This window comes from Streptomyces canus (assembly GCF_030816965.1).
Classification (GTDB): domain Bacteria; phylum Actinomycetota; class Actinomycetes; order Streptomycetales; family Streptomycetaceae; genus Streptomyces; species Streptomyces canus_E.
Genome location: NZ_JAUSYQ010000002.1, coordinates 5,972,215 through 5,990,027 on the forward strand (window position 1 = coordinate 5,972,215; position 17,813 = coordinate 5,990,027).

Annotated in this window: 17 protein-coding genes; 9 read left to right on the forward strand and 8 right to left on the reverse strand. The window is 70.2% G+C overall.

Going from position 1 to position 17,813, the window contains the following annotated elements; all coding sequences use genetic code 11:
- The first annotated feature begins 63 nt into the window (after positions 1-63).
- From QF027_RS28495 to QF027_RS28510, 4 genes are all read left to right on the forward strand, one after another.
- Positions 64-711, forward strand: a complete 648-nt coding sequence (locus QF027_RS28495; protein WP_307077920.1) for a UdgX family uracil-DNA binding protein — start codon at positions 64-66, stop codon at positions 709-711.
- A 58-nt stretch (positions 712-769) separates the two neighbouring features.
- Complete coding sequence (locus tag QF027_RS28500) at positions 770-1,294, forward strand: GNAT family N-acetyltransferase (protein ID WP_306977800.1); 525 nt, start codon at positions 770-772, stop codon at positions 1,292-1,294.
- Positions 1,295-1,390: 96 nt separating this feature from the next.
- Positions 1,391-1,702 (forward strand): DUF4229 domain-containing protein, encoded by a 312-nt coding sequence (locus QF027_RS28505; RefSeq protein ID WP_306977799.1) that lies wholly within the window; start codon positions 1,391-1,393, stop codon positions 1,700-1,702.
- A 46-nt stretch (positions 1,703-1,748) separates the two neighbouring features.
- Positions 1,749-2,423 carry a TetR/AcrR family transcriptional regulator gene (locus QF027_RS28510; protein WP_306977797.1) on the forward strand — a complete coding sequence of 225 codons (675 nt, stop codon included), beginning with the start codon at positions 1,749-1,751 and terminating at the stop codon, positions 2,421-2,423.
- A 37-nt stretch (positions 2,424-2,460) separates the two neighbouring features.
- Here QF027_RS28510 and QF027_RS28515 read toward each other — a convergent pair whose 3' ends face one another.
- Both QF027_RS28515 and QF027_RS28520 read right to left on the reverse strand, forming a co-directional pair.
- On the reverse strand, positions 2,461-3,255 hold the full coding sequence (locus tag QF027_RS28515; RefSeq protein ID WP_307082518.1) for a MaoC family dehydratase: 795 nt from the start codon (positions 3,253-3,255) through the stop codon (positions 2,461-2,463).
- 311 nt (positions 3,256-3,566) lie between these two features.
- The gene (locus tag QF027_RS28520) at positions 3,567-4,856 is read right to left on the reverse strand and encodes a 3-oxoacyl-ACP reductase (RefSeq protein ID WP_307077922.1); all 1,290 of its coding nucleotides are present in this window, start codon (positions 4,854-4,856) and stop codon (positions 3,567-3,569) included.
- Positions 4,857-4,944: 88 nt separating this feature from the next.
- Here QF027_RS28520 and QF027_RS28525 point away from each other — a divergent pair, with 88 nt between their 5' ends.
- Both QF027_RS28525 and QF027_RS28530 read left to right on the forward strand, forming a co-directional pair.
- Positions 4,945-6,231, forward strand: a complete 1,287-nt coding sequence (locus QF027_RS28525; RefSeq protein ID WP_307077925.1) for an acetyl-CoA C-acetyltransferase — start codon at positions 4,945-4,947, stop codon at positions 6,229-6,231.
- A 221-nt stretch (positions 6,232-6,452) separates the two neighbouring features.
- Positions 6,453-8,369, forward strand: a complete 1,917-nt coding sequence (locus QF027_RS28530) for an AMP-dependent synthetase/ligase (RefSeq protein ID WP_307077927.1) — start codon at positions 6,453-6,455, stop codon at positions 8,367-8,369.
- A gap of 42 nt (positions 8,370-8,411) precedes the next feature.
- Here the strand turns inward: QF027_RS28530 and QF027_RS28535 are convergent, their stop codons facing one another.
- Positions 8,412-10,016, reverse strand: a complete 1,605-nt coding sequence (locus QF027_RS28535) for a peptide-N4-asparagine amidase (RefSeq protein WP_307077929.1) — start codon at positions 10,014-10,016, stop codon at positions 8,412-8,414.
- A 53-nt stretch (positions 10,017-10,069) separates the two neighbouring features.
- On the opposite strand from QF027_RS28535, the gene QF027_RS28540 reads away from it, so the two are divergent.
- Complete coding sequence (locus QF027_RS28540) at positions 10,070-11,704, forward strand: FG-GAP-like repeat-containing protein (RefSeq protein ID WP_307077931.1); 1,635 nt, start codon at positions 10,070-10,072, stop codon at positions 11,702-11,704.
- On the opposite strand, the gene QF027_RS28545 is transcribed toward QF027_RS28540, so the two are convergent.
- Entirely contained in the window at positions 11,676-11,873 is a 198-nt protein-coding gene (locus tag QF027_RS28545) for a DUF397 domain-containing protein (RefSeq protein ID WP_307077933.1), read from the reverse strand. The genes QF027_RS28540 and QF027_RS28545 overlap by 29 nt on opposite strands.
- The gene (locus QF027_RS28550) at positions 11,870-12,724 is read right to left on the reverse strand and encodes a helix-turn-helix domain-containing protein (protein ID WP_307077935.1); all 855 of its coding nucleotides are present in this window, start codon (positions 12,722-12,724) and stop codon (positions 11,870-11,872) included. The genes QF027_RS28545 and QF027_RS28550 overlap by 4 nt, the downstream gene beginning before the upstream one ends.
- A gap of 117 nt (positions 12,725-12,841) precedes the next feature.
- On the opposite strand from QF027_RS28550, the gene QF027_RS28555 reads away from it, so the two are divergent.
- Together QF027_RS28555 and QF027_RS28560 are read left to right on the forward strand one after the other, a co-directional pair.
- Complete coding sequence (locus QF027_RS28555; RefSeq protein WP_307077937.1) at positions 12,842-13,258, forward strand: ATP-binding protein; 417 nt, start codon at positions 12,842-12,844, stop codon at positions 13,256-13,258.
- Between the two features lie 44 nt (positions 13,259-13,302).
- The gene (locus QF027_RS28560) at positions 13,303-13,887 is read left to right on the forward strand and encodes an SMI1/KNR4 family protein (protein WP_307077939.1); all 585 of its coding nucleotides are present in this window, start codon (positions 13,303-13,305) and stop codon (positions 13,885-13,887) included.
- Between the two features lie 31 nt (positions 13,888-13,918).
- Here the strand turns inward: QF027_RS28560 and QF027_RS28565 are convergent, their stop codons facing one another.
- The 3 genes from QF027_RS28565 to QF027_RS28575 all read right to left on the reverse strand — a co-directional run bounded on the left by QF027_RS28565 (position 13,919) and on the right by QF027_RS28575 (position 17,692).
- Positions 13,919-16,279, reverse strand: a complete 2,361-nt coding sequence (locus QF027_RS28565; RefSeq protein ID WP_306977777.1) for a caspase, EACC1-associated type — start codon at positions 16,277-16,279, stop codon at positions 13,919-13,921.
- A gap of 1 nt (position 16,280) precedes the next feature.
- Positions 16,281-16,712, reverse strand: a complete 432-nt coding sequence (locus QF027_RS28570) for an effector-associated constant component EACC1 (RefSeq protein WP_307077941.1) — start codon at positions 16,710-16,712, stop codon at positions 16,281-16,283.
- 89 nt (positions 16,713-16,801) lie between these two features.
- Entirely contained in the window at positions 16,802-17,692 is an 891-nt protein-coding gene (locus tag QF027_RS28575) for a LysR family transcriptional regulator (RefSeq protein WP_307077945.1), read from the reverse strand.
- Between the last annotated feature and the right edge of the window lie 121 nt (positions 17,693-17,813).

Consider the following 17,813-nt stretch of genomic DNA (forward strand, 5'->3'; position numbering starts at 1 on the left):
CTGCGGCGCCGCGGGGGGCCGGTCGCGCCGTTCCGCGCGCTCCTGGGTGGGTACTCGGGCCGCATGGTTGCCAAGGCACCCGAAGATGCCTACACCGCCGAACCCTTCCTCCCGGACGGCGGCGGTCTGACGGCCCTGCGCAAGGCCGCCGCCGGCTGCCGTGGCTGTCCCCTGCACCGGGACGCCACGCAGACCGTCTTCGGCGAGGGCAGCGCACACGCGCGCGTGATGTTCGTCGGGGAGCAGCCCGGCGACCAGGAGGACCGGCAGGGGAAGCCCTTCGTCGGTCCCGCCGGCAAGCTGCTCGACCGTGCCCTCGCGGAGGCCGGTATCGAACCGGCGGACGCGTACGTCACCAACGCCGTGAAGCACTTCAAGTTCACGCAGGCCGAGCCACGCAAACGCCGTATCCACAAGGCGCCCAGCCTCCGGGAGATGACGGCCTGCGGCCCCTGGCTCGCCAAGGAGCTGGAGATCGTCGAACCGGAGTTGATCGTCGTCCTCGGCGCCACCGCGGGCAAGGCGCTGCTCGGCTCGTCGTTCCGGGTGACGCAGGTGCGCGGGACCGTGCTGGAGGAGGAGATCCACGGCCGACGGGAGCGGCTCGTGCCGACCGTGCATCCGTCGGCCGTACTGCGGGCCGAGGACAGGGAGGGCGCGTACCGGGGCATGGTGGCGGACCTGGAGGTGGCGGCCCGGGCGCTGGGGTGACGTAGGTGACGCCGGAATCAGCTTGAGGCGCCAGATGCGTAATGTCTAACCTTTCCCCATGCCCCTTACCTTCACCCTCGACCCGGCCGTCACCCCCGCCCTGCGCGACGGGGTCCTCGACCTGTGGACGGATGTCTCCAACGCGGGCGGCGCCGTCGGTTTCGTGGCGCCGGTGGAGCGGGAGACGATCCGCCCCGAACTGGTGAAGCACTTCGTGGCGATGGCGGAGCGACGGACGCGGCTCCTCGTCGGACACGACGAGGACGGACAGGTCGCCGCCACCGCCTTCTTCAGCTTCAACACGCACCGGCTCATGACCCACTGGGTGTGGCTGTACACGGTCATGGTCCACCCCCGCCACCAGGGCAGGGGTTACGGCCGCGACCTCCTCTCGGCGGCGGCCGACGCCGCCCGCACCTTCGAGGACATCGAGGCGATACGGCTCACCTGCCGCGGCGGCCTCGGTCTGGAGCGTTTCTACGGCTCCTGCGGCTACAAGGAGGTCGGCCGCGTACCCGGCGCGATCCGCGTCGCACCCGGTGACGACCGGGACGATGTGATCATGCTGCTGCCGGTCACCTGACCCCGTTCGAGGGCCGGGTGACCGGCGTGCTTCACTGGACGGTGCCCCTTTGGGGTGTTCGGGCCGTTCGATACGGATACGGAAGAGTGGATTGACATGCTCCGCTACACACTGATGCGCCTCGGGATCCTGGTGGGCTGCCTCGTGGTCGTCTGGGGCCTCGTCTACTCCGGCCTCGCCCCGCGCGGCCTCGGCGACTCCAACGGCATGTGGATCGTCCTGCTCTCCCTGCTGCTCTCGGCTCCGATCAGCTTCGTGGTCCTGCGCAAGGAGCGTGACCGCGCCTCCATCCAGGTCGTGCAGCGGGTCGACCGGATGAAGGCCAACCTGGAGGCGAACCGCAGCCAGGAGGACGAGGCCGCGGACGAGGCGAGCCGTCCTCAGGGTCAGGCCCCGCAGACCTCCTGAGGTCAACGCCCGCGCTGCCGTGCCCGCGTGACCGTAGGCTTTGCGCATGGGTGTCGTGAAGAGCAAGCGGATGCCGCGTGCCGTGCGGGAGCAGCAGATGCTGGACGCCGCTGTGGAGATCTTCGGGCAGCGTGGGTACATGGCCGCCTCGATGGACGAGATCGCCGAACTCGCCGGTGTGTCGAAGCCGTTGGTGTATCTGTACCTGAACTCCAAGGAAGACCTCTTCACCGCGTGCATCCGCCGGGAGGCGGCCGCGCTCACGGAGGCGGTGCGGACGGGCGTGCGCACGGATCTGCCCGCCGACCGTCAGCTCTGGGACGGGCTGCTGGCGTTCTTCACCCACACGTCGCGCAACCCGCACGGCTGGTCCGTGCTGCATCTCCAGGCCCGTATCCACGGTGAGGCGTTCGCCGCCGAGGTCACCGCGATGCGCGAGGAGATCGTGGCGTTCGTGACCCACCTGATCGTGGTCGCGGCCCGCGAGGCGCACCGCGATCCCGACCTGCCCGAGCGCGAGGTAGCCGGCCTCGCCGAGGCGCTCGTCGGCGCCGCCGAGTCCCTCGCGGCCTGGGCCAACGCGACCGAGGGCGTGACCGCGAGGCAGTCGGCGGTCACCCTCATGAACTTCGCGTGGGCGGGCCTCGGAAACCTGATGGAGGCCAGGCCGTGGACCCTCAGGGACACACCCGCCGAGGACGCTCCGCTGCAGGTCGGCTGAGAGCGGCGTCCTGGGCGCGACGAGGCCTGCGGCTGCTTCAGGTCAGCGGGTGGACGCCCCCGGTCACATGTACGCGGTCGCCGCCGCACAGTTCGAAGCGCTCGCCGTTCGCCGCGTACGTCACCGTCCCCGGCAGCAGCACCGGTGCCCTGAACTCCGCCCGCACCAGTACCGCTTGAGGCGTGCCGTGGGCTGCCAGGCAGCGGGCCGCCGTCCACATGCCGTGCGCGATCGCCCTCGGGAAGCCGAAGAGGCGGGCCGTGAGCGGGTACAGGTGGATCGGGTTGCGGTCGCCGGACGCGGCGGCGTAACGCCGGCCGATGTCCCCGGCCAGCCGCCACTCGTCGACGCCGGGCAGCGGTTCATGCCTCTCGCGGTCCCGCTCCCGGGCGGTTCCCTCCGTGCGGTGCCGGGCCAGATACGTGCTCACCGACTCCCATACGACCTCCTCGCCCACCCGCAGCTCGGTGACGACCGCGGCCTCCGTACCGCGTCGGTGCGGCGCCAACCCGTCGACGTACACGGTGAGTTCGTACTCGCCCGTCGCCGCCAGCTCCCGGTACCGCGTGATCTCGATCGACGTGTGCACCAGCCCGAGCAACGGCAGCGGGAAGCCCCGCCCGCTCATCAGGCTCATGGCCAGGGGAAAGCCCAGCACATGCGGATACGTCACCGGCAACGCGTCCTCCCCGGTCGGGAACCCGCACACCCGCTCGTAGGCGGCGAGCCGCGCGAGGTCCACCCGCAGAGTGGGCAGCACCAGCCGGGTGCGGGGGAAGTCCGCGGTCGCGGCGGGCCGCTTGAAGGGGGAGCGCAGGGCGCCTGCGGCCAGGAGGGGGACGAGGGAGGGAGGTTGAGCGAGGACGGTGAGCGGGCCGCGGGGAGGTGGGCCGTGGCGGCGTGAGTCCTGGGGGTGCGCGAGCTCGGGGTGCGAGTCCTCGGAGGCGTCACCGTACCCGTCGCCGAAGTTCGAGCCCTCGGAGCGCGCACCTTCCGGGGCGGAGCTCTCGGGGCGTACCTCCCCGCCGTTCGACCCCTCGGACCCGGAGCCCCCCAGCCCCACCCCGTCGGAGTGCGCCCCCTCGGCCCGTCCTCCCTCGCCGCACGAACCCTCGGCCTGCCTGTCGTCCGCGTGCATCCCCACTACGCCCCCAGCAGACTCTGGCCGCACACCCGCACGACCTGCCCGTTCACCGCGCCGGACGCCGGATGCGCCAGCCACGCCGTCGTCTCGGCCACGTCGGCCGGCAGCCCGCCCTGTCCGAGGGAGTTCATCCGCCGCCCCGCCTCCCGGATGAACAGCGGGATCGCCGCCGTCATCTTCGTCTCGATGAAACCGGGAGCGACCGCGTTCACCGTGACCCCGTGCTCGGCCGCCGCCCGGGGCGCCAGCGAGCGCACCAGACCGACGACACCGGCCTTGCTCGCGCCGTAGTTCGTCTGTCCGGCGTTCCCCGCGAGCCCCGCGATGGACGCGGTGGCGACGATCCGTCCGCCCCGCCGCAGCGTGCCCGTCTCCAGCAGCGCGTCCGTCGTGCGCAGCACGCTCGCGAGGTTCACCTCGAGCACCGAACTCCAGCGCTCCGCAGGCATGTTGACCAGCCGCCGGTCCCGGGTGATCCCCGCGTTGTGGACCAGCACGTCCAGCCCCTCGGGCAGCGCCTTTGCGATCCGCGCGCCCGCGTCCGCGGCCGTGATGTCCAGCGCGAGGGCACTGCCCCCGAGCCGCGCGGCAAGCTGCTCGGCATCCGCCGACGCCCCCGGCACATCGAGGACGACCACCCGTGCCCCGTCCCTGGCCAGCGTCTCGGCGACCGCCGCACCGATGCCCCGCGCCCCGCCGGTCACCAGGGCCGTCCGCCCGGCGAGCGGGAGGGACCAGTCGACGTCGGCCTCCCGCGCCTCCCCGACCTCGATCACCTGACCGCTGACGTACGCCGACTTGGGGGAGAGCAGGAAGCGCAGCGTCGACTCGGCCGCGGACGCGTCGGTGAGCCGTACGAGGTTGACCGTTCTGCCCCGCCCGATCTCCTTGCCGAGCGAGCGCGTGAATCCCTCCAACGCCTGCTGGGCGGCGGCCTGGTGATGGTCGAGGGGATCGAGCGGCGCCCCCAGGACGACGACCCGCCCGCTCTCGGCGACGGACCGCACGACCGGGTGCAGCGCCGCGTGCACCTCGGCGAGCCCTTCGACGTCCCGGACCCCGGTGGCGTCGAGGAGCACCGCGGCGGGCGCGTCCGAGGACGCCACCAACGCCGGCCCGGTCAGCCCGGACAGCTCCGACTTCCCCGCCGTGAGATGCAGCACCCCAGCCCGGAACTCCGGGAACTCCTCCGACCACCGGCGCAGCACCGTCGGCTGCGGAAGCCCCAGGTGGCGGGTGAGGAACCGACCCGGAGCGGTACCGGTGAAGCTCAGATAGCGGTCGGCCATGTCCATCTCCCGGGTCGGTCGCAGATTCCTTACTCTGGAGTAAGGTTACCGTAGGTAAGCCGCTGTCCGAGGTGAGGAGCTGGTGGAAATGAGCCCCCTGAAGCCGCCGGTCGCCCGGCGCGTGGCGATCGTCGCCGGTGCCCGCGTCCCCTTCGCCCGCTCGGACGGCCCGTACGCCACCGCCTCGAACCAGGACATGCTCACCGCCGTCCTCGACGCCCTCGTCGAACGCCAGGGGCTCCAGGGCCCCGGCGCGGTAGGGGAGTTCGTCGCGGGTGCCGTCCTCAAGCACAGCCGCGACTTCAACCTCGCCCGCGAGACGGTCCTCGGCTCGGAACTGGACCCGCGCACCCCGGGGTACGACATCCAGCAGGCCTGTGGGACCGGCCTCCAGGCCGTCATCGCCGCCGCCAACAAGATCGCCCTGGGGCAGACGGAATCCGCGATCGCGGGCGGCGCGGACACCGCGAGCGACGCGCCGCTCGGCGTCAACGACGACCTGCGCCGCATCCTGCTGGAGGCCCGGCGCGCGAAGTCGGCCGGCGCCCGCCTGAAGGCGCTCGCGCGCATCCGTCCGACCCACCTCGTTCCCGACATCCCCCGCAACGCCGAACCCCGCACCGGCCTGTCCATGGGCGAGCACGCGGCCGTCACCGCCCGCGCGTGGGGCGTGACGCGGGAGGCCCAGGACGAGCTGGCGGCGACGAGTCACCAGCGGCTGGCAGCGGCGTACGAACGCGGCTTCTTCCAAGAGTTGGTGGTTCCCTTTCGCGGGCTGGCCCGCGACCAGAACCTCCGTCCTGATTCGACGGCCGACAAACTCGCCGCGCTCAGACCGGTGTTCGGGCTCAAGGACCCCGAACCGACCATGACGGCCGGGAACTCGACCCCCCTGACGGACGGCGCGGCGGTCGTGCTGCTGGCGTCGCAGGAGTGGGCCGAGGCGCGCGGTCTGGAGGTGCTGGCCTACCTCACGGCGTACGAGACGGCGGCCGTGGACTTCGTACAAGGGGATGTCGTGCAGGGAGAGGACGGCCTGCTCATGGCCCCCGCGTACGCCGTCCCCCGCATGCTGGAGCGAGCCGGTCTCGGCATGGACGACTTCGACCTGGTCGAGATCCACGAGGCCTTCGCCTCCCAGGTCCTGGCGACCCTCGCGGCCTGGGAGAAGCGGGGCCTGGCCCCGGTGGACCGGGCCCGCCTCAACGTCACCGGATCCTCCCTCGCCACCGGGCATCCCTTCGCCGCGACCGGTGCGCGGATCGTGGCCACGCTCGCGAAGCTGCTGGCCGAGCGGGGCGGCCCCGGCCGCGGTCTGATCTCGGTGTGCGCGGCGGGCGGACAAGGGGTGACGGCGATTCTGGAGCGGCCGTAAGCATGGATAGCTGACAAAGTCTCACTTTGCGGTCGAGGTTGCACAGTCCCGGCTCCGGACCATCAACGAACCCGCACAGACCCCCCACTTGAGCCACTTAGGATCACCGTCCTAACCCCAGGTAACCCTTCCAGGCGCACTCGCGGGTGAACGCCCCGGTACGTCCCCTGCGTACCTCATGCAGCGGAACGTTACCGAGCTGCACGTCCCAGGAGCTGACCATGTCCCTCTCGTACGTGTCCGGTCACGACTACGACGGCGCACCCGTGCTCGTGGAACCCGAGATCGTGCGGCTGGACGGCGAGGTCCGCGAGGTGTCGGTGCCGCCGCTGGTCCCGCCGCTGACCCATGGCTCGCTCGCCGACCTGCCCTTCGACAACGCCGAGGCGGCGCCGGAGCAGCGGGTGATGAGCCGCCGTACGGAGGACGGCCGCTGGGTCGATCTGACGGCGGCGGAGTTCGCGCGGCAGGTGCTGGCCGTGGCCAAGGGCCTGATCTCGGAGGGCCTGATGCCGGGCGACCGGGTCGCGATCATGGCGCGCACGACGTACGAGTGGACGCTCCTCGACTTCGCCGCCTGGGCCGCGGGCCTGGTGACGGTCCCCATCTACCCCACGTCCTCCGTCTTCCAGACCCGTTTCATCCTCCAGGACTCCGGCGCGGTCGCCCTGGTGACGGAGACCGCCGGCCAGGCCGCCGCCCTCGGCCCCGAGCTCAGCCGCCTTCCCGACCTGCGGCACATGTGGATCATGGAGAAGGGCCATGTGGAGCGTCTGGGGGAGCTCGGCCAGGCCGTCCCCGACCAGGAGATCGGCGTACGGCGCGGGATGCTGGGCCCGGGCACGGTCGCCACCGTCGTCTACACCTCCGGCACCACGGGCCGCCCCAAGGGCTGCGTGCTCAGCCACGGCAACTTCCTCGCCGAGGTCGACAACGCGATCGAGCTCCTCTACCCGGTCTTCAAGTCGAAGTCGGACGAGGCGGATCTGGCGACCCTTCTCTTCCTGCCCATCTCGCACGTCTTCGGCCGCATGGTGGCCGTCGCCTGCGTCCGCGCCCGCGTCCGCCTCGGTCACGCGCCGAGTCTCCAGGCCGAGGACCTGCTGGCCGACCTGAGCAGCTTCAAGCCGACCTTCCTGCTCGTGATCCCCTACATGCTGGAGAAGGTCTTCAACAACGCCCGCGCCAAGGCGGAGAGCGGCGGCCGGGTGACGGTCTTCGACCGCGCGACCAACGTCGCCGTCCGCTACGGCGAGGCGATGGAGACCCGCCACGCGGGCACCGGCTCCGGGCCGGGCGCCGCCCTCAGAGCGGCCCGCACCTTCTACGACCCGCTCGTGTACCGCCGTATCCGCAACGCCATGGGTGGCAGGATCCGGCACATCATCTCCGGCGGCTCCCCGCTCGGCCGCCGTCTCGCCGCGTTCTACGCGGGCGCGGGCATGGAGATCTACGAGGGCTACGGCCTGACGGAGTCGACGGGGGCCGCGACCTGCACGCCTCCCCTGAAGCCCCGCCTGGGCACGGTCGGCTGGCCCATCCCGGGCACCCGGGTCCGCATCGCGGCGGACGGCGAGATCCTGCTGAACGGCGGTCAGGTGTTCCGGGGTTACTGGGACCCGTACGGCGAGGGGGTGGCCCCCGCCTCGGCCGACGGCTGGTTCCCGACCGGGGACATCGGACAGCTGGACGACGAGGGCTATCTGACGATCACGGGCCGCAAGAAGGAGATCCTGATCACGGCGGGCGGCAAGAACGTCGCCCCGGCCCCGCTGGAGAACTGGCTCCGCTCGCACCCCCTGATCTCCCAGTGCATGGTCCTCGGTGACCGCCGCCCCTACATCTCGGCCCTGATCAGCCTGGACATGGACGGCGTCAACCACTGGCGCCAGATGAACGGCAAACATCCCGTTCCCGTGGAACTCCTCATCAACGACGAGGAGTTGAGGACGGTCCTGCAACGCGCGGTGGACGAGGCGAACAAGATGGTCTCCCGCCCCGAGTCCATCCGCCGCTTCACCGTCCTGCCGACCGACCTCACCGAGGCGGCGGGCCATCTGACCCCGTCGATGAAACTGCGCCGGGAGGCGGTCATGCGGGACTTCGCTGGGGAGATCGAGGGGCTGTACGAGCGCTGAGCCACAAGGAGGCGTACGGACGTACGGGGCTGCCGGTCCTCCTCAGCAGCCGCGTACGTCCTTCGTCAGCACGCCCTGCTCCGTCCCGAGCGTGTGGTCGTAGCAGGTGCCGGGGGCCCGGAGCCGGTACCGCTCGCTCGTGGTGGCGACCGCGTGCCGTTCCTCGCGGGCCACGCCGAGGGTGAAGGTGGCGTCGCCGTGGTAGGTGTCGTCGATGCGGGTGGCGCCCGACCGGGCGTGGTCACCCACGGACATGACGACCCGCAGCCGGTTGGCGCTGTCGATGGTGGCGCGGCCGTCGAGGGTGTAGGTGCGGTCGGTGCGGGACAAGTGGCCGTTGGACGTGACGAGTTGGTGGTCGGTCCAGGTGCCGGTCTGGTCGTCCGTGTTCTCGTCGGGTGTCCACTGGTGGTCGATCGCCGTGGTGAGCGTGCGCTCGACGGTCGTGGTGACCCGGCCGTGGGAGGTGTTCAGATACCCGCTGACCTTCAGGTGGTCCTTGCCGGAGGTCACGAGGTGCCGCAGCGAGCCGTCGGTGTAGGTGTTGTCCACCGCCGGGTCGGCCTTCCGATACGACGTCACAGCCCCCGTCACCACCGACTTGTGGGCGTCCTGCCACACCAGGACGTTGGTCGGCGCGCTCCACCCGGTCTGCCCGGCCGGAACTCCGAGCACCTTGACGTCCACGGTGTGCGCCTTGCCGTCGTTGAGCAGCCCCGCGAACGGGGTCAGGTCGAAGGTGAGCGGACGCACGTCGAAGGCGGTCGGGGACGGAATCACCGACCAGAGGTAGGGCGACCAGCCGCCGGTCCACACGTTCGGGTAAGGCGACGCGATCCCGGCGACCTTCCCGTCCACGCTCACCTGAACTTCGCGGTACGGCCCGTCGTCCCCGCCCTGGCAGGAGTACGACGCCGAGGGCGTGGTCGCCGAGTACCAGAACTCCTCGCAGCCGCCCCCGGAGCCGGTCGCGTACACCTCGGCGAGGACGCGCTCGGAGTTGCGGGGGACGGTGAGGGAGGCGCCGGTGGTGACGCTGTCACCGTCGCTGAGGGGGATGACCTGGTCGGGAGCGGTGGTGGTCGTGTTCTTGTGCTCGGGCGCGTAGAAGGTGAGCGTCACCTTGACGTCGAGGATGCCCGTGTACGTGTCGTTGACGACGTTGCCGATGAGCATGTCGACGGACTGAGCGCTGCTCAGCGTCTTCTTGTACTCGGTGACGTCCTTCTGGACGGACCAGTTGATCCCGTCCTGCGAGGGCTCCGGGGTGGACGTCCGGAACACCTGCACCCCACCGATGTCCAGATACCCCAGCCGGTCGTACTGCCGCCCCTTCACGTTCCCGTCCATCCGCAGCACGACCTTCGACCACCGCCCCGGTGCCCCGCAGCCGGTCGGCGGCGTGTACGTCCCCGTGTACGGCGTGAAGTCCTTGAACTGCGCCTGCGCGACCGTGACCGAACAGGCCTTGGTGTGCGGGGTGCTGATCGGCGGGGCGGCGGTGACGGGGTCGTGGTAGTCCGTGCCGAACTCGACGGGCACGGGGGTGTCGGCGGCCGCCGTGCCCGCCGCGAGGGCGAACGAGGCGAGGGCGGCGGTGAGGAGGGCGGCGGTGCGCCGCAGGGAAGGCGGGAGAGGTCGTCTCATGCGGCGCAGTGAACCCGGGTACCTCTTGTGTGACCAGAGGGCCAGGAGAGGTCTTGACCAATTCCTGTCTGTTCGCTGACCTTCGCGTTCACGGCCGCCGACTCCGTTTCGCCACCGAGCCGGAGGAGTACGGCGAGTACGGCCGAGGCCTGATCCTCGTCACCCTCCTCACCCGCACCTGGGGCTTCAGAGGGCGGGATGTCGGCAAGACCGTGTGGGCCGAGATCTGCATGGGAGAGCGCCGACTTGGTACAACCATTACCCGCCGCAGCGAGTCTCCTCCTTGCCCGAGCCATGATCACCGCAGGAGACACATGTTCACGCGCACCAACCTCCGCCTGGCGCTCGCCACGGCCACCGCCGTGTCCCTGACCGGCGGGCTGCTCACCCTCTCTGTGGGCGCCGCGAGTGCGGCCACCCCGGCGAAGTTCGCCGATGACTTCAACGGGGACGGCTACCGCGACTACGCCGTCGCCGGCCTCGGTGGTGAGGTCGCCGTGACGTACGGGACGGCCACCGGCCCCGGCACCACCACAAAGACGTTCACGCAGTCCAGCGCGGGTATCCCGGGAACCGCCGGTGACGCGGGCGGCTACGGCGACGCGTTCGGCGAGGACATCGCCAGCGCCGACCTCAACCGCGACGGATACGCCGACCTCGCCGTCGCCGACTTCACGGAGAAGGTGAGCGGCAAGGCGGGCTCCGGCGCGGTCACCATTCTGTGGGGCAGGAAGACCGGTCTCACCGGTACCGACGCCACCCGCCTCAAGGTCACCGCCCGCTCCGACCAGGGCTTCGGGAAGGAGATAGAGACCGGTGACTTCAACGGCGACGGCAAGGCCGACCTGGCCATCGCCAACGCCATCGACTCCGTCTACGTCTACCGCGGCGGCTTCGCCAAGTCCGGCACGACGGGCAAGGTCACCAAGCACACCCGCGACGGCATTCTCGAGCCCACCGGCATGGTCGCCGGCAAGGTCACCAAGGACAAGGCGACCGATCTCTATCTCCTGGGCCAGGGCTACCACAACGACAAGATGACCCAGGACGCGTGGTTCCTGCGGGGCGGCTCCACCATCAAGCCCGGCAAGGTCACCGTCGTCAACGGCTCGACCCCCGACTACAGCCCCACCGGTGTCGTCGCCGACTTCGACAAGGACGGCTACGGCGACCTCGCGGTCAGCGACACCCGCTACAACAACAAGGCGGGCTCGGTGGTCGTCTGGCGCGGCGGCAGCACCGGCCCGACGACGAAGTACCGGCTCACGCAGTCCACCGCGGGCGTTGCCACGGCCGCTACGACGCGCGACTACTTCGGCTCCGACCTCTCCGCCGGGGACACCAACGGCGACGGCTACCCGGACCTGGCGGTCGGCGTGTATTCCGAGAAGGTCGGCTCGATGGAGGACGCCGGCGGCGTCCACGTCCTGCGCGGCGGAAAGTCCGGCCTGACCGGCAAGAACTCCCAGTGGTTCACCCGCGCGACGGCGGGCGTCCCCGGGGACCCCCGCGAGTACGAGAGCTTCGGTTCCCTCGTCCGCCTTCGCGACATCGACCGCGACGGCGACAAGGACCTGCTGGTGTCGAACAACTCCTACGACCCGAGCGTGCTGCTTCCCGGCACCGGTTCCGGCATCACGGCGACCGGTGCCCGGGAACTCAACGTGGTGGCCGCGTTCCCGCAGTAGGGGAGAGGAAGGCCGACCAGGCCGTGGGGGAGAGGGTGAGGTGAGGGCTGGTGGGGTGCTTGGAGTCGCGGAGGTGGATGGTGTGGGGGGTTACGGCGACTTCCAGGCACTGGCCGCCCTCGCCGCTGCTGTAGCTCGACTTGAACCAGTTCAGCTTCTCTATGGTCATCGTTCTTCCAGCATCTTCTCGATGAAGTCCAGGGACTCGTGCGGGTTGAGGGCCTGAGCTCGGATGATCCCATAGCGGGCGGCAAGGATGCGTACCTCTTCCCGGTCAGTGATCAGCCGTGGGTACCCCTGACTCTCCATGTACACCACTTGCTCCTTGCCTTTGGGAGTGAGCAGGGTGAATGAGTTGTCCAGGCAGGGGTGTTCGGTCCGTCCCGTCGGCATCACCTGAAGCTGGACGTTCCGCAGACGCCCGATGTGCAGCAACCGCCGAAGCTGATCCGCCTGCACCGCGGGTCCACCGATCGGCCGCTCCAGCACGGCCTGTTCGAGGACGAAGCTGCACTCCGGCGGCGGCCACTTCTCGAAGAGCTGCTGACGGGAGAGCCGGTCGGCGACACGCTTCTCGATGGTCTCCTCGTCCAGCGGCGGGTGCCGTTGCGTGAACACGGCCCGGGCGTAGTCCTCCGTCTGGAGCAGGCCCAGCACACCCATCGTGCTGTAGTCGTAGAGGGAGACCGCTTCCGCCTCCAACCCGGCGTAACTCCGGTACCACTCCGGATGCCGAGTCCGAGTCTTCGCCATCGCCTCCTCAACCTCGGGGAGGACCTCCTTCAACAGGCCCCCGGCGTCCAACAGTTCGTCCGCCTTGATCAGGACCTCCGGCCGAAGCGTCCGCACGCCCCTCTCCATGGAGGAGACCGCGTCCGGGCCGTATCCCACCAGCTCCCCGAACTCCTTCTGCGTCAGCCCCTTCCGCTCCCGCAAAAGCTTCATCATCTTGCCCAGCGCGACGAACAACCCCGCCGTCCCGTCCGCCTCCGCAGGCGTCTCCGGCCTCCGCTCACCCACCCGCCTCACCCCTCCCACGCGACAACCCGTACACCGAACCGACAGCACCCGTACAACTACTCAGCGTCGCCGGGTCGCACCTGGTCAGCGTAGAGACAACCCACCACGCTCAGTCACGTGAACGCCGAAATCTCCACCCCCACCGACGAACTGACCCAGCGTCTGAGCGCCACCCCGCGAGGCGCCCGCTTGGCCCGCAGACTCACGGCCACCCAGCTCACGGCATGGGGACACCTCCACGACACCGACGTCAACGACACCGCGCAGCACCTCGTCGCCGAGCTCGCCGCCAACGCGGTGACCCACGGCCGCGTACCCGGAAGGGACTTCGAGCTGCGCCTCCTCCTGCTCCCGGGGAACACGCTCCGTATCGAGGTGAGCGACCCACGAGGCGACCGCCGGCTCCGGTACGTCGACGACGAGGAGGGCGAACACGGCCGGGGACTGATCCTCGTCACCCTCCTCGCCGACACCTGGGGCGTCACGGAGCGGGACGTCGGCAAGACGGTGTGGGCCGAGATCGGGCTCGGGTGATGATGTGGGACTGACAACACATGGAAAGGGAAGGGTGTGCCGACATGCCGCAGGCCGACGAGGTTGCCTCTGCGTGGGAGCGCATCGTCGGTTGGCTTCAAAGGCACGCTCCGGCCAGTGCAGAGGCCCTTCGTCCAGGAGCTTCGGGGGAGGAGGTAGCGCGCCTGAACGAGAGTCTGGGCTTTGAGATCCCGGACGTACTCGAGGTCTGGCTCCGCATGAACAACGGCAGTACGGCGAAGGATTCCGAGAGGCCCATACCTGGCGGGGGGATCGCCCGCCTCCCGCACCGTGACTCGGTCATCTTCCCGGACGGTATGCGGTTCCTCGGCTGCCGGGAGATGGCCGACCAGCACGCGGAGTACCTGCACATCGCCCGGGACATCGGGGACGGTGACTACTGGAAAGTGCCCTGGATCCCGATCATGGAGAAGAGCGACGGGCCGTACGGAATCCTTCTGGATAGGCAGAACCCTCCTGGCTCACCCTCCCTCCTGAGCTACAGCGAGGGCGACTACCCGAGTTCCCACCTGCCGTCTCTCGGTGCTTTTCTCCAGCCCTTGGCCGACCTGCTGGAGTCCGGTGGGGCGCCCTCCGTCACCGAGGGAAGGATCTGCTGGGCGGAGTGACTGAGGGGCCTCAGTTTGGCTTGCCGCCCTCTCAGGGAACCTTCCACAGGCTCACGGTCCCGCCCTCGTCCGCCGTGGCGAGAGTCTGGCCGTTCGGGGTGAACGCGAGGCTCGTCAGCTTCCGGGACCCGCCGGGCAGGGTGGCGGTGTGCACGCCGGTGGTCACGTCCCACACCAGTACGGCCGGGTCGTTGGAGCCGTACGTGTTCGTGGCGATGGTCTTGCTGTCCGGGCTGAACCGGAATGGCCGTCCTACGCCGCCGCGGGCCGTCTGGTCGGAGTCGACCGTCGGGTCCACGCTTCTCAGCCGTACACCGGTACCGCTCGAGTAGGCGAAGAGCGTGCTGTCGGGGCTGAACACCCCGCCGCCCGGGGAGCCGACGTCGATGGTCCGCTCGCCGGTCGCCCTGTTCCACAGCTGGGTCGAGGCGGTGCCGCCCCAGGTGGCGATCGTCGTGCCGTCGGGGCTCAGGACCATGTTGTAGACGTAGTCGTCCGCGCCACCGCCGAGGGTGCGCGTCGACTTGCCGGTGGCCGGGTTCCACAGCCGTACCGTGTGGTCGGTGCTCGCGGTGACGAGGACCTTGCCGTCGGGAGTGAAGTCCATGGAACCGACGCCGTTGGTGTGGCCGGTGAGCGTGAGGCGGAGCTTGCCGGTCTCGGTGTTCCACAGGCGTACCGGGGTGTCCAGGCTCTCCTCGGCGACGGTGGTTCGCGCGGTGGCGAGCGTCTTGCCGTCGGGACTGAACGCGGCGACGAGACTTCCCGCGTCGGTGTGCAGGGTGGTCGTGTCGCCCGTGTCCAGGTCGCGCACTGCGACTTCTTCGCCGTTCCCGGCCTTGCCGTCGCTGAACTCGGTGGCCATGAGCCGGCCGTCAGGGCTGAGGGCTCTGAAACTCCGCTTGGACAGGGAGAGCGAGGGCTCGGTCATGCTTCCTTGCCATGCCTTCACGGTTTCGCCGTCGCTCGTCACCAGTGTCTTGCCGTCGGCGCTGAACTCGACGTCCGTGCCGGCTCCGGAGAGGGTCTTGCTGGGCGAAATCGAGCTGGCCGAAGCCATCGCCTTGGAGCCCGAAGAGGAGGAGTCGGAGTCTCCTCCACCGTAGGCGAGGACCAGCGAGACGACAGTGACCGCCACCGCCAGGGCGGTGGCACCTGCGAGGACGACCCTGGCCCTGCGGCTGCGGGGAAGGGCGAGTGACCTCGTGGGCGCCGGTCTGGGCGGGGGCGCGGACGGTCGTTCCGTTGCCGGGACCGGTGGCGACGCGGACGGAGGACGCCTGGACGCTGCTCCTGACCGTGCTGGTTGCGCGGGGTGGGGTCGGGGCTGAGGCGTGGGCTGCGGTGGTGGCTCAGGCGCTCGCTCCGGTGCCGGGGGCGGTACGGCCTGCGGTGTCGTTGGTTGCGCGGGCCGCGGCGCGGGCTCGACCACCTGTACCGCATCCGGAGGTGCGACAAGGGCCCGCAGCCGCTCGGCCGCCGCCCGCGACACCAGCTTGCTGTCGTCGTCGGTGAGGTGGCGAAGCTCCTCGGCAACCGCCGTGCGTACCCGGTCGTTGCCGATGCGATGCAGGTGGACGAGCCCGTCGAGAGCGCCGAGCCGGTCTTGGGCCAGGGGGCTGCCGATGGCATTGCGCAGGTACGCGGGAAGCGTCCAGTTGATGTTGCTGGCGATGACCGTGCGGCCCTCAACGTTGTCCTGCCTCTTGGGCCGCTGCTGCGGCATTTCCTCGACGACCCGGTCGTGGACGTAGCTGTAGAGCTCGTCGAGGGTGATGTCCCCGTCGCCGTCGAGATCCGCGCTGCCGTCGCGAAGGCCCTCCACCAGGTGGCGGGTGAACACCGACTGTGCCGCGTGACCGTGAGCCTCGTTGCCCTCGAACGAGTACTGCGTCGCGTCCGTCGCGGTCAGCACTGTGCGGCCGCGGCCCTGGAAACGCTCCAGCGCCTGGATCGAGGTGTCCCCCTTTGTGCCCCGTGCCCCGAACGCTCCGGCATAGCAGCAGTCGAGGATCAGTACCTTCTGCCGGGAGACGCAGCCCTCGATCGCCCGGTCGAGCTGTTCGGCGGACAGCGCGGTGAACAGCAGGCTGTCGCGCCGGGAGTTGGACATCGCCAGATACAGCCGCCCTTCCTGGTCCTTGAGCCCGTGGCCCGTGAAGTAGAGGAGGGCGAGATCGTCGCTGCGGCGGCCGCGGTAGAAGTCGCCGATGGCCTCGCCGACGACGTGGTGCGGCTGGTTGACGAGTGTGGTCACCTCGAAACCTGCGATGTCCGGGTCCCGAAGCACCTCGGCGAGCGCTTCCGCGTCGTGGGCCGGAGAGGTCAGCTGCCGCAGCCCGGTGTCCTGGTACTCGTAGGTGGCGATCAGCAGTGCGATACGGCGTCCCATGTCAACCGCCCGTGTGCCGACGGACGTACGCGTCGATCAGGGCCTGGCGCTCGGCGTCCGACGCATAGTCCAGTTCGATCGTGTCGCCGTCGATGGTGACCGACACCCGATGCCGCGCCGAACTCCTGCCGAGCCAGTCGCGCACGGTGTCGATGAGCGTGGGGAACACCCCGCCGGCCGCGCTCAGCGCGACGACGATCGCCCCGGCCGTCACCGCGTCGGTGCCCTTCGCGCCGTCGGGGGCCGGGGCGGCGGGGGCGTGGCCGATCGACTCGACGTCGAGGGCGGCGATCTCGGCGCGCAGTCTGCGGGGCACGCGCTCGGCCTGCTCAGGATCGAGATCGGGATCGGGGATGACGAGCAGTTCCACCTTCGTCACGCCGTCTGCCGCGTGGTACCCACGGCCGGGGCTCGTCGGAATGCCGTCGTCCATTTCTCCCCCGCTGACGAGTCGTTACCGGACAGTTGCCCTCACAGTGTGGCGCGAAATAGTCACGCACCGCAGCGGTTCGGGACTACCGGCTACCGGCGACACCTCGCCACCACTGTGTCCGCGAACGCCCGCGCGAGCGGCGAAAGCGCGTCCCAGCGCCGTACCGCCCACCCCACGGACAGCGGACGCAGGGCGGGGAGGGGCACCAGCCGCAGATCCCCCCGGGTGCCCGGTACGTCCAGACCCGGCAGCGACGGCACCACCGCCCGCCCCAGGCCCAACTCGGCCAGGAGTAGCGCCGTGTCCCAGTCCGCCACGCTCGTGTCGAAGGCGAACCGGACGCCCAACTCCGCGCAGGACGCGTCAAGATGGGCGGCGGAGGTGGAGTTCGGCGGGAGGCGGATCAGGCGGAGTTCCTGAAGCTCGGCCGCCTCCACGGACGACCGTGAAGCAAGCGGGTCGTCGGCCCGTACCGCCAGCACCCACGGCAGTTCCCTCACCGGCCGCTGCTCTATGCCCCGCACCGGCGCGCCGAGCGTGATCCACGCCAGGTCGAGACTGCTGTCGGCCAGCGCGTCGAAGCAGGCCCGGCTGGAGCCCTCGGTCCTGAACTCCAGGCTGACGTCCGGGTGTCGCTGCCGGAAGGCCACCACCGCGTCCGACATGAAGTGCCGTACGGTCGTCGCGCCGGTCGCCACCCGGACCGAACCGCTCTCCCCGTCGACCAGTTCGCGCAGCCGGCGCAGGGCGAGATCCAGCCCGGTGATCCCTTCCGCCGCGGCCGCCTCCAGGACCCGCCCCGCCTGCGTCGGTACGACCCCCCGAGGCTGCCGCTCCAGCAGACTGACCCCCGTCTCCCGCTCCAGCCGCTTCACGTGCTGACTTACGGCGGACTGCGTGCAGTCCAGCTCACGGGCCACCGCACTGAGACTTCCGGCGCGGCACACGGCCACGAAGACACGCAGGTCGTCGAGGGTCATGATCCCCAAGCTAACACTTGGGTCAGGTGACAAATACTTAGGATTGACTCGGACCGACGCCCGTACGACGATCTCCTCAGGGCCCGGGCGGCAACCCGCTCCCACACCCGGGAGGAGCGGG

What these genes read in the sequence shown, in the direction of transcription:
- QF027_RS28530 (WP_307077927.1), top strand. Translation starts at nt 6,453, where the DNA reads ATGTCCCTCTCGTACGTGTCCGGTCACGACTACGACGGCGCACCCGTG.
- QF027_RS28505 (WP_306977799.1), top strand. Translation starts at nt 1,391, where the DNA reads ATGCTCCGCTACACACTGATGCGCCTCGGGATCCTGGTGGGCTGCCTC.
- QF027_RS28525 (WP_307077925.1), top strand. Translation starts at nt 4,945, where the DNA reads ATGAGCCCCCTGAAGCCGCCGGTCGCCCGGCGCGTGGCGATCGTCGCC.
- QF027_RS28560 (WP_307077939.1), top strand. Translation starts at nt 13,303, where the DNA reads ATGCCGCAGGCCGACGAGGTTGCCTCTGCGTGGGAGCGCATCGTCGGT.
- QF027_RS28565 (WP_306977777.1), bottom strand. Translation starts at nt 16,279, where the DNA reads ATGGGACGCCGTATCGCACTGCTGATCGCCACCTACGAGTACCAGGAC.
- QF027_RS28500 (WP_306977800.1), top strand. Translation starts at nt 770, where the DNA reads ATGCCCCTTACCTTCACCCTCGACCCGGCCGTCACCCCCGCCCTGCGC.
- QF027_RS28545 (WP_307077933.1), bottom strand. Translation starts at nt 11,873, where the DNA reads ATGACCATAGAGAAGCTGAACTGGTTCAAGTCGAGCTACAGCAGCGGC.
- QF027_RS28520 (WP_307077922.1), bottom strand. Translation starts at nt 4,856, where the DNA reads ATGGCCGACCGCTATCTGAGCTTCACCGGTACCGCTCCGGGTCGGTTC.
- QF027_RS28495 (WP_307077920.1), top strand. Translation starts at nt 64, where the DNA reads ATGGTTGCCAAGGCACCCGAAGATGCCTACACCGCCGAACCCTTCCTC.
- QF027_RS28575 (WP_307077945.1), bottom strand. Translation starts at nt 17,692, where the DNA reads ATGACCCTCGACGACCTGCGTGTCTTCGTGGCCGTGTGCCGCGCCGGA.
- QF027_RS28570 (WP_307077941.1), bottom strand. Translation starts at nt 16,712, where the DNA reads ATGGACGACGGCATTCCGACGAGCCCCGGCCGTGGGTACCACGCGGCA.
- QF027_RS28535 (WP_307077929.1), bottom strand. Translation starts at nt 10,016, where the DNA reads ATGAGACGACCTCTCCCGCCTTCCCTGCGGCGCACCGCCGCCCTCCTC.
- QF027_RS28510 (WP_306977797.1), top strand. Translation starts at nt 1,749, where the DNA reads ATGGGTGTCGTGAAGAGCAAGCGGATGCCGCGTGCCGTGCGGGAGCAG.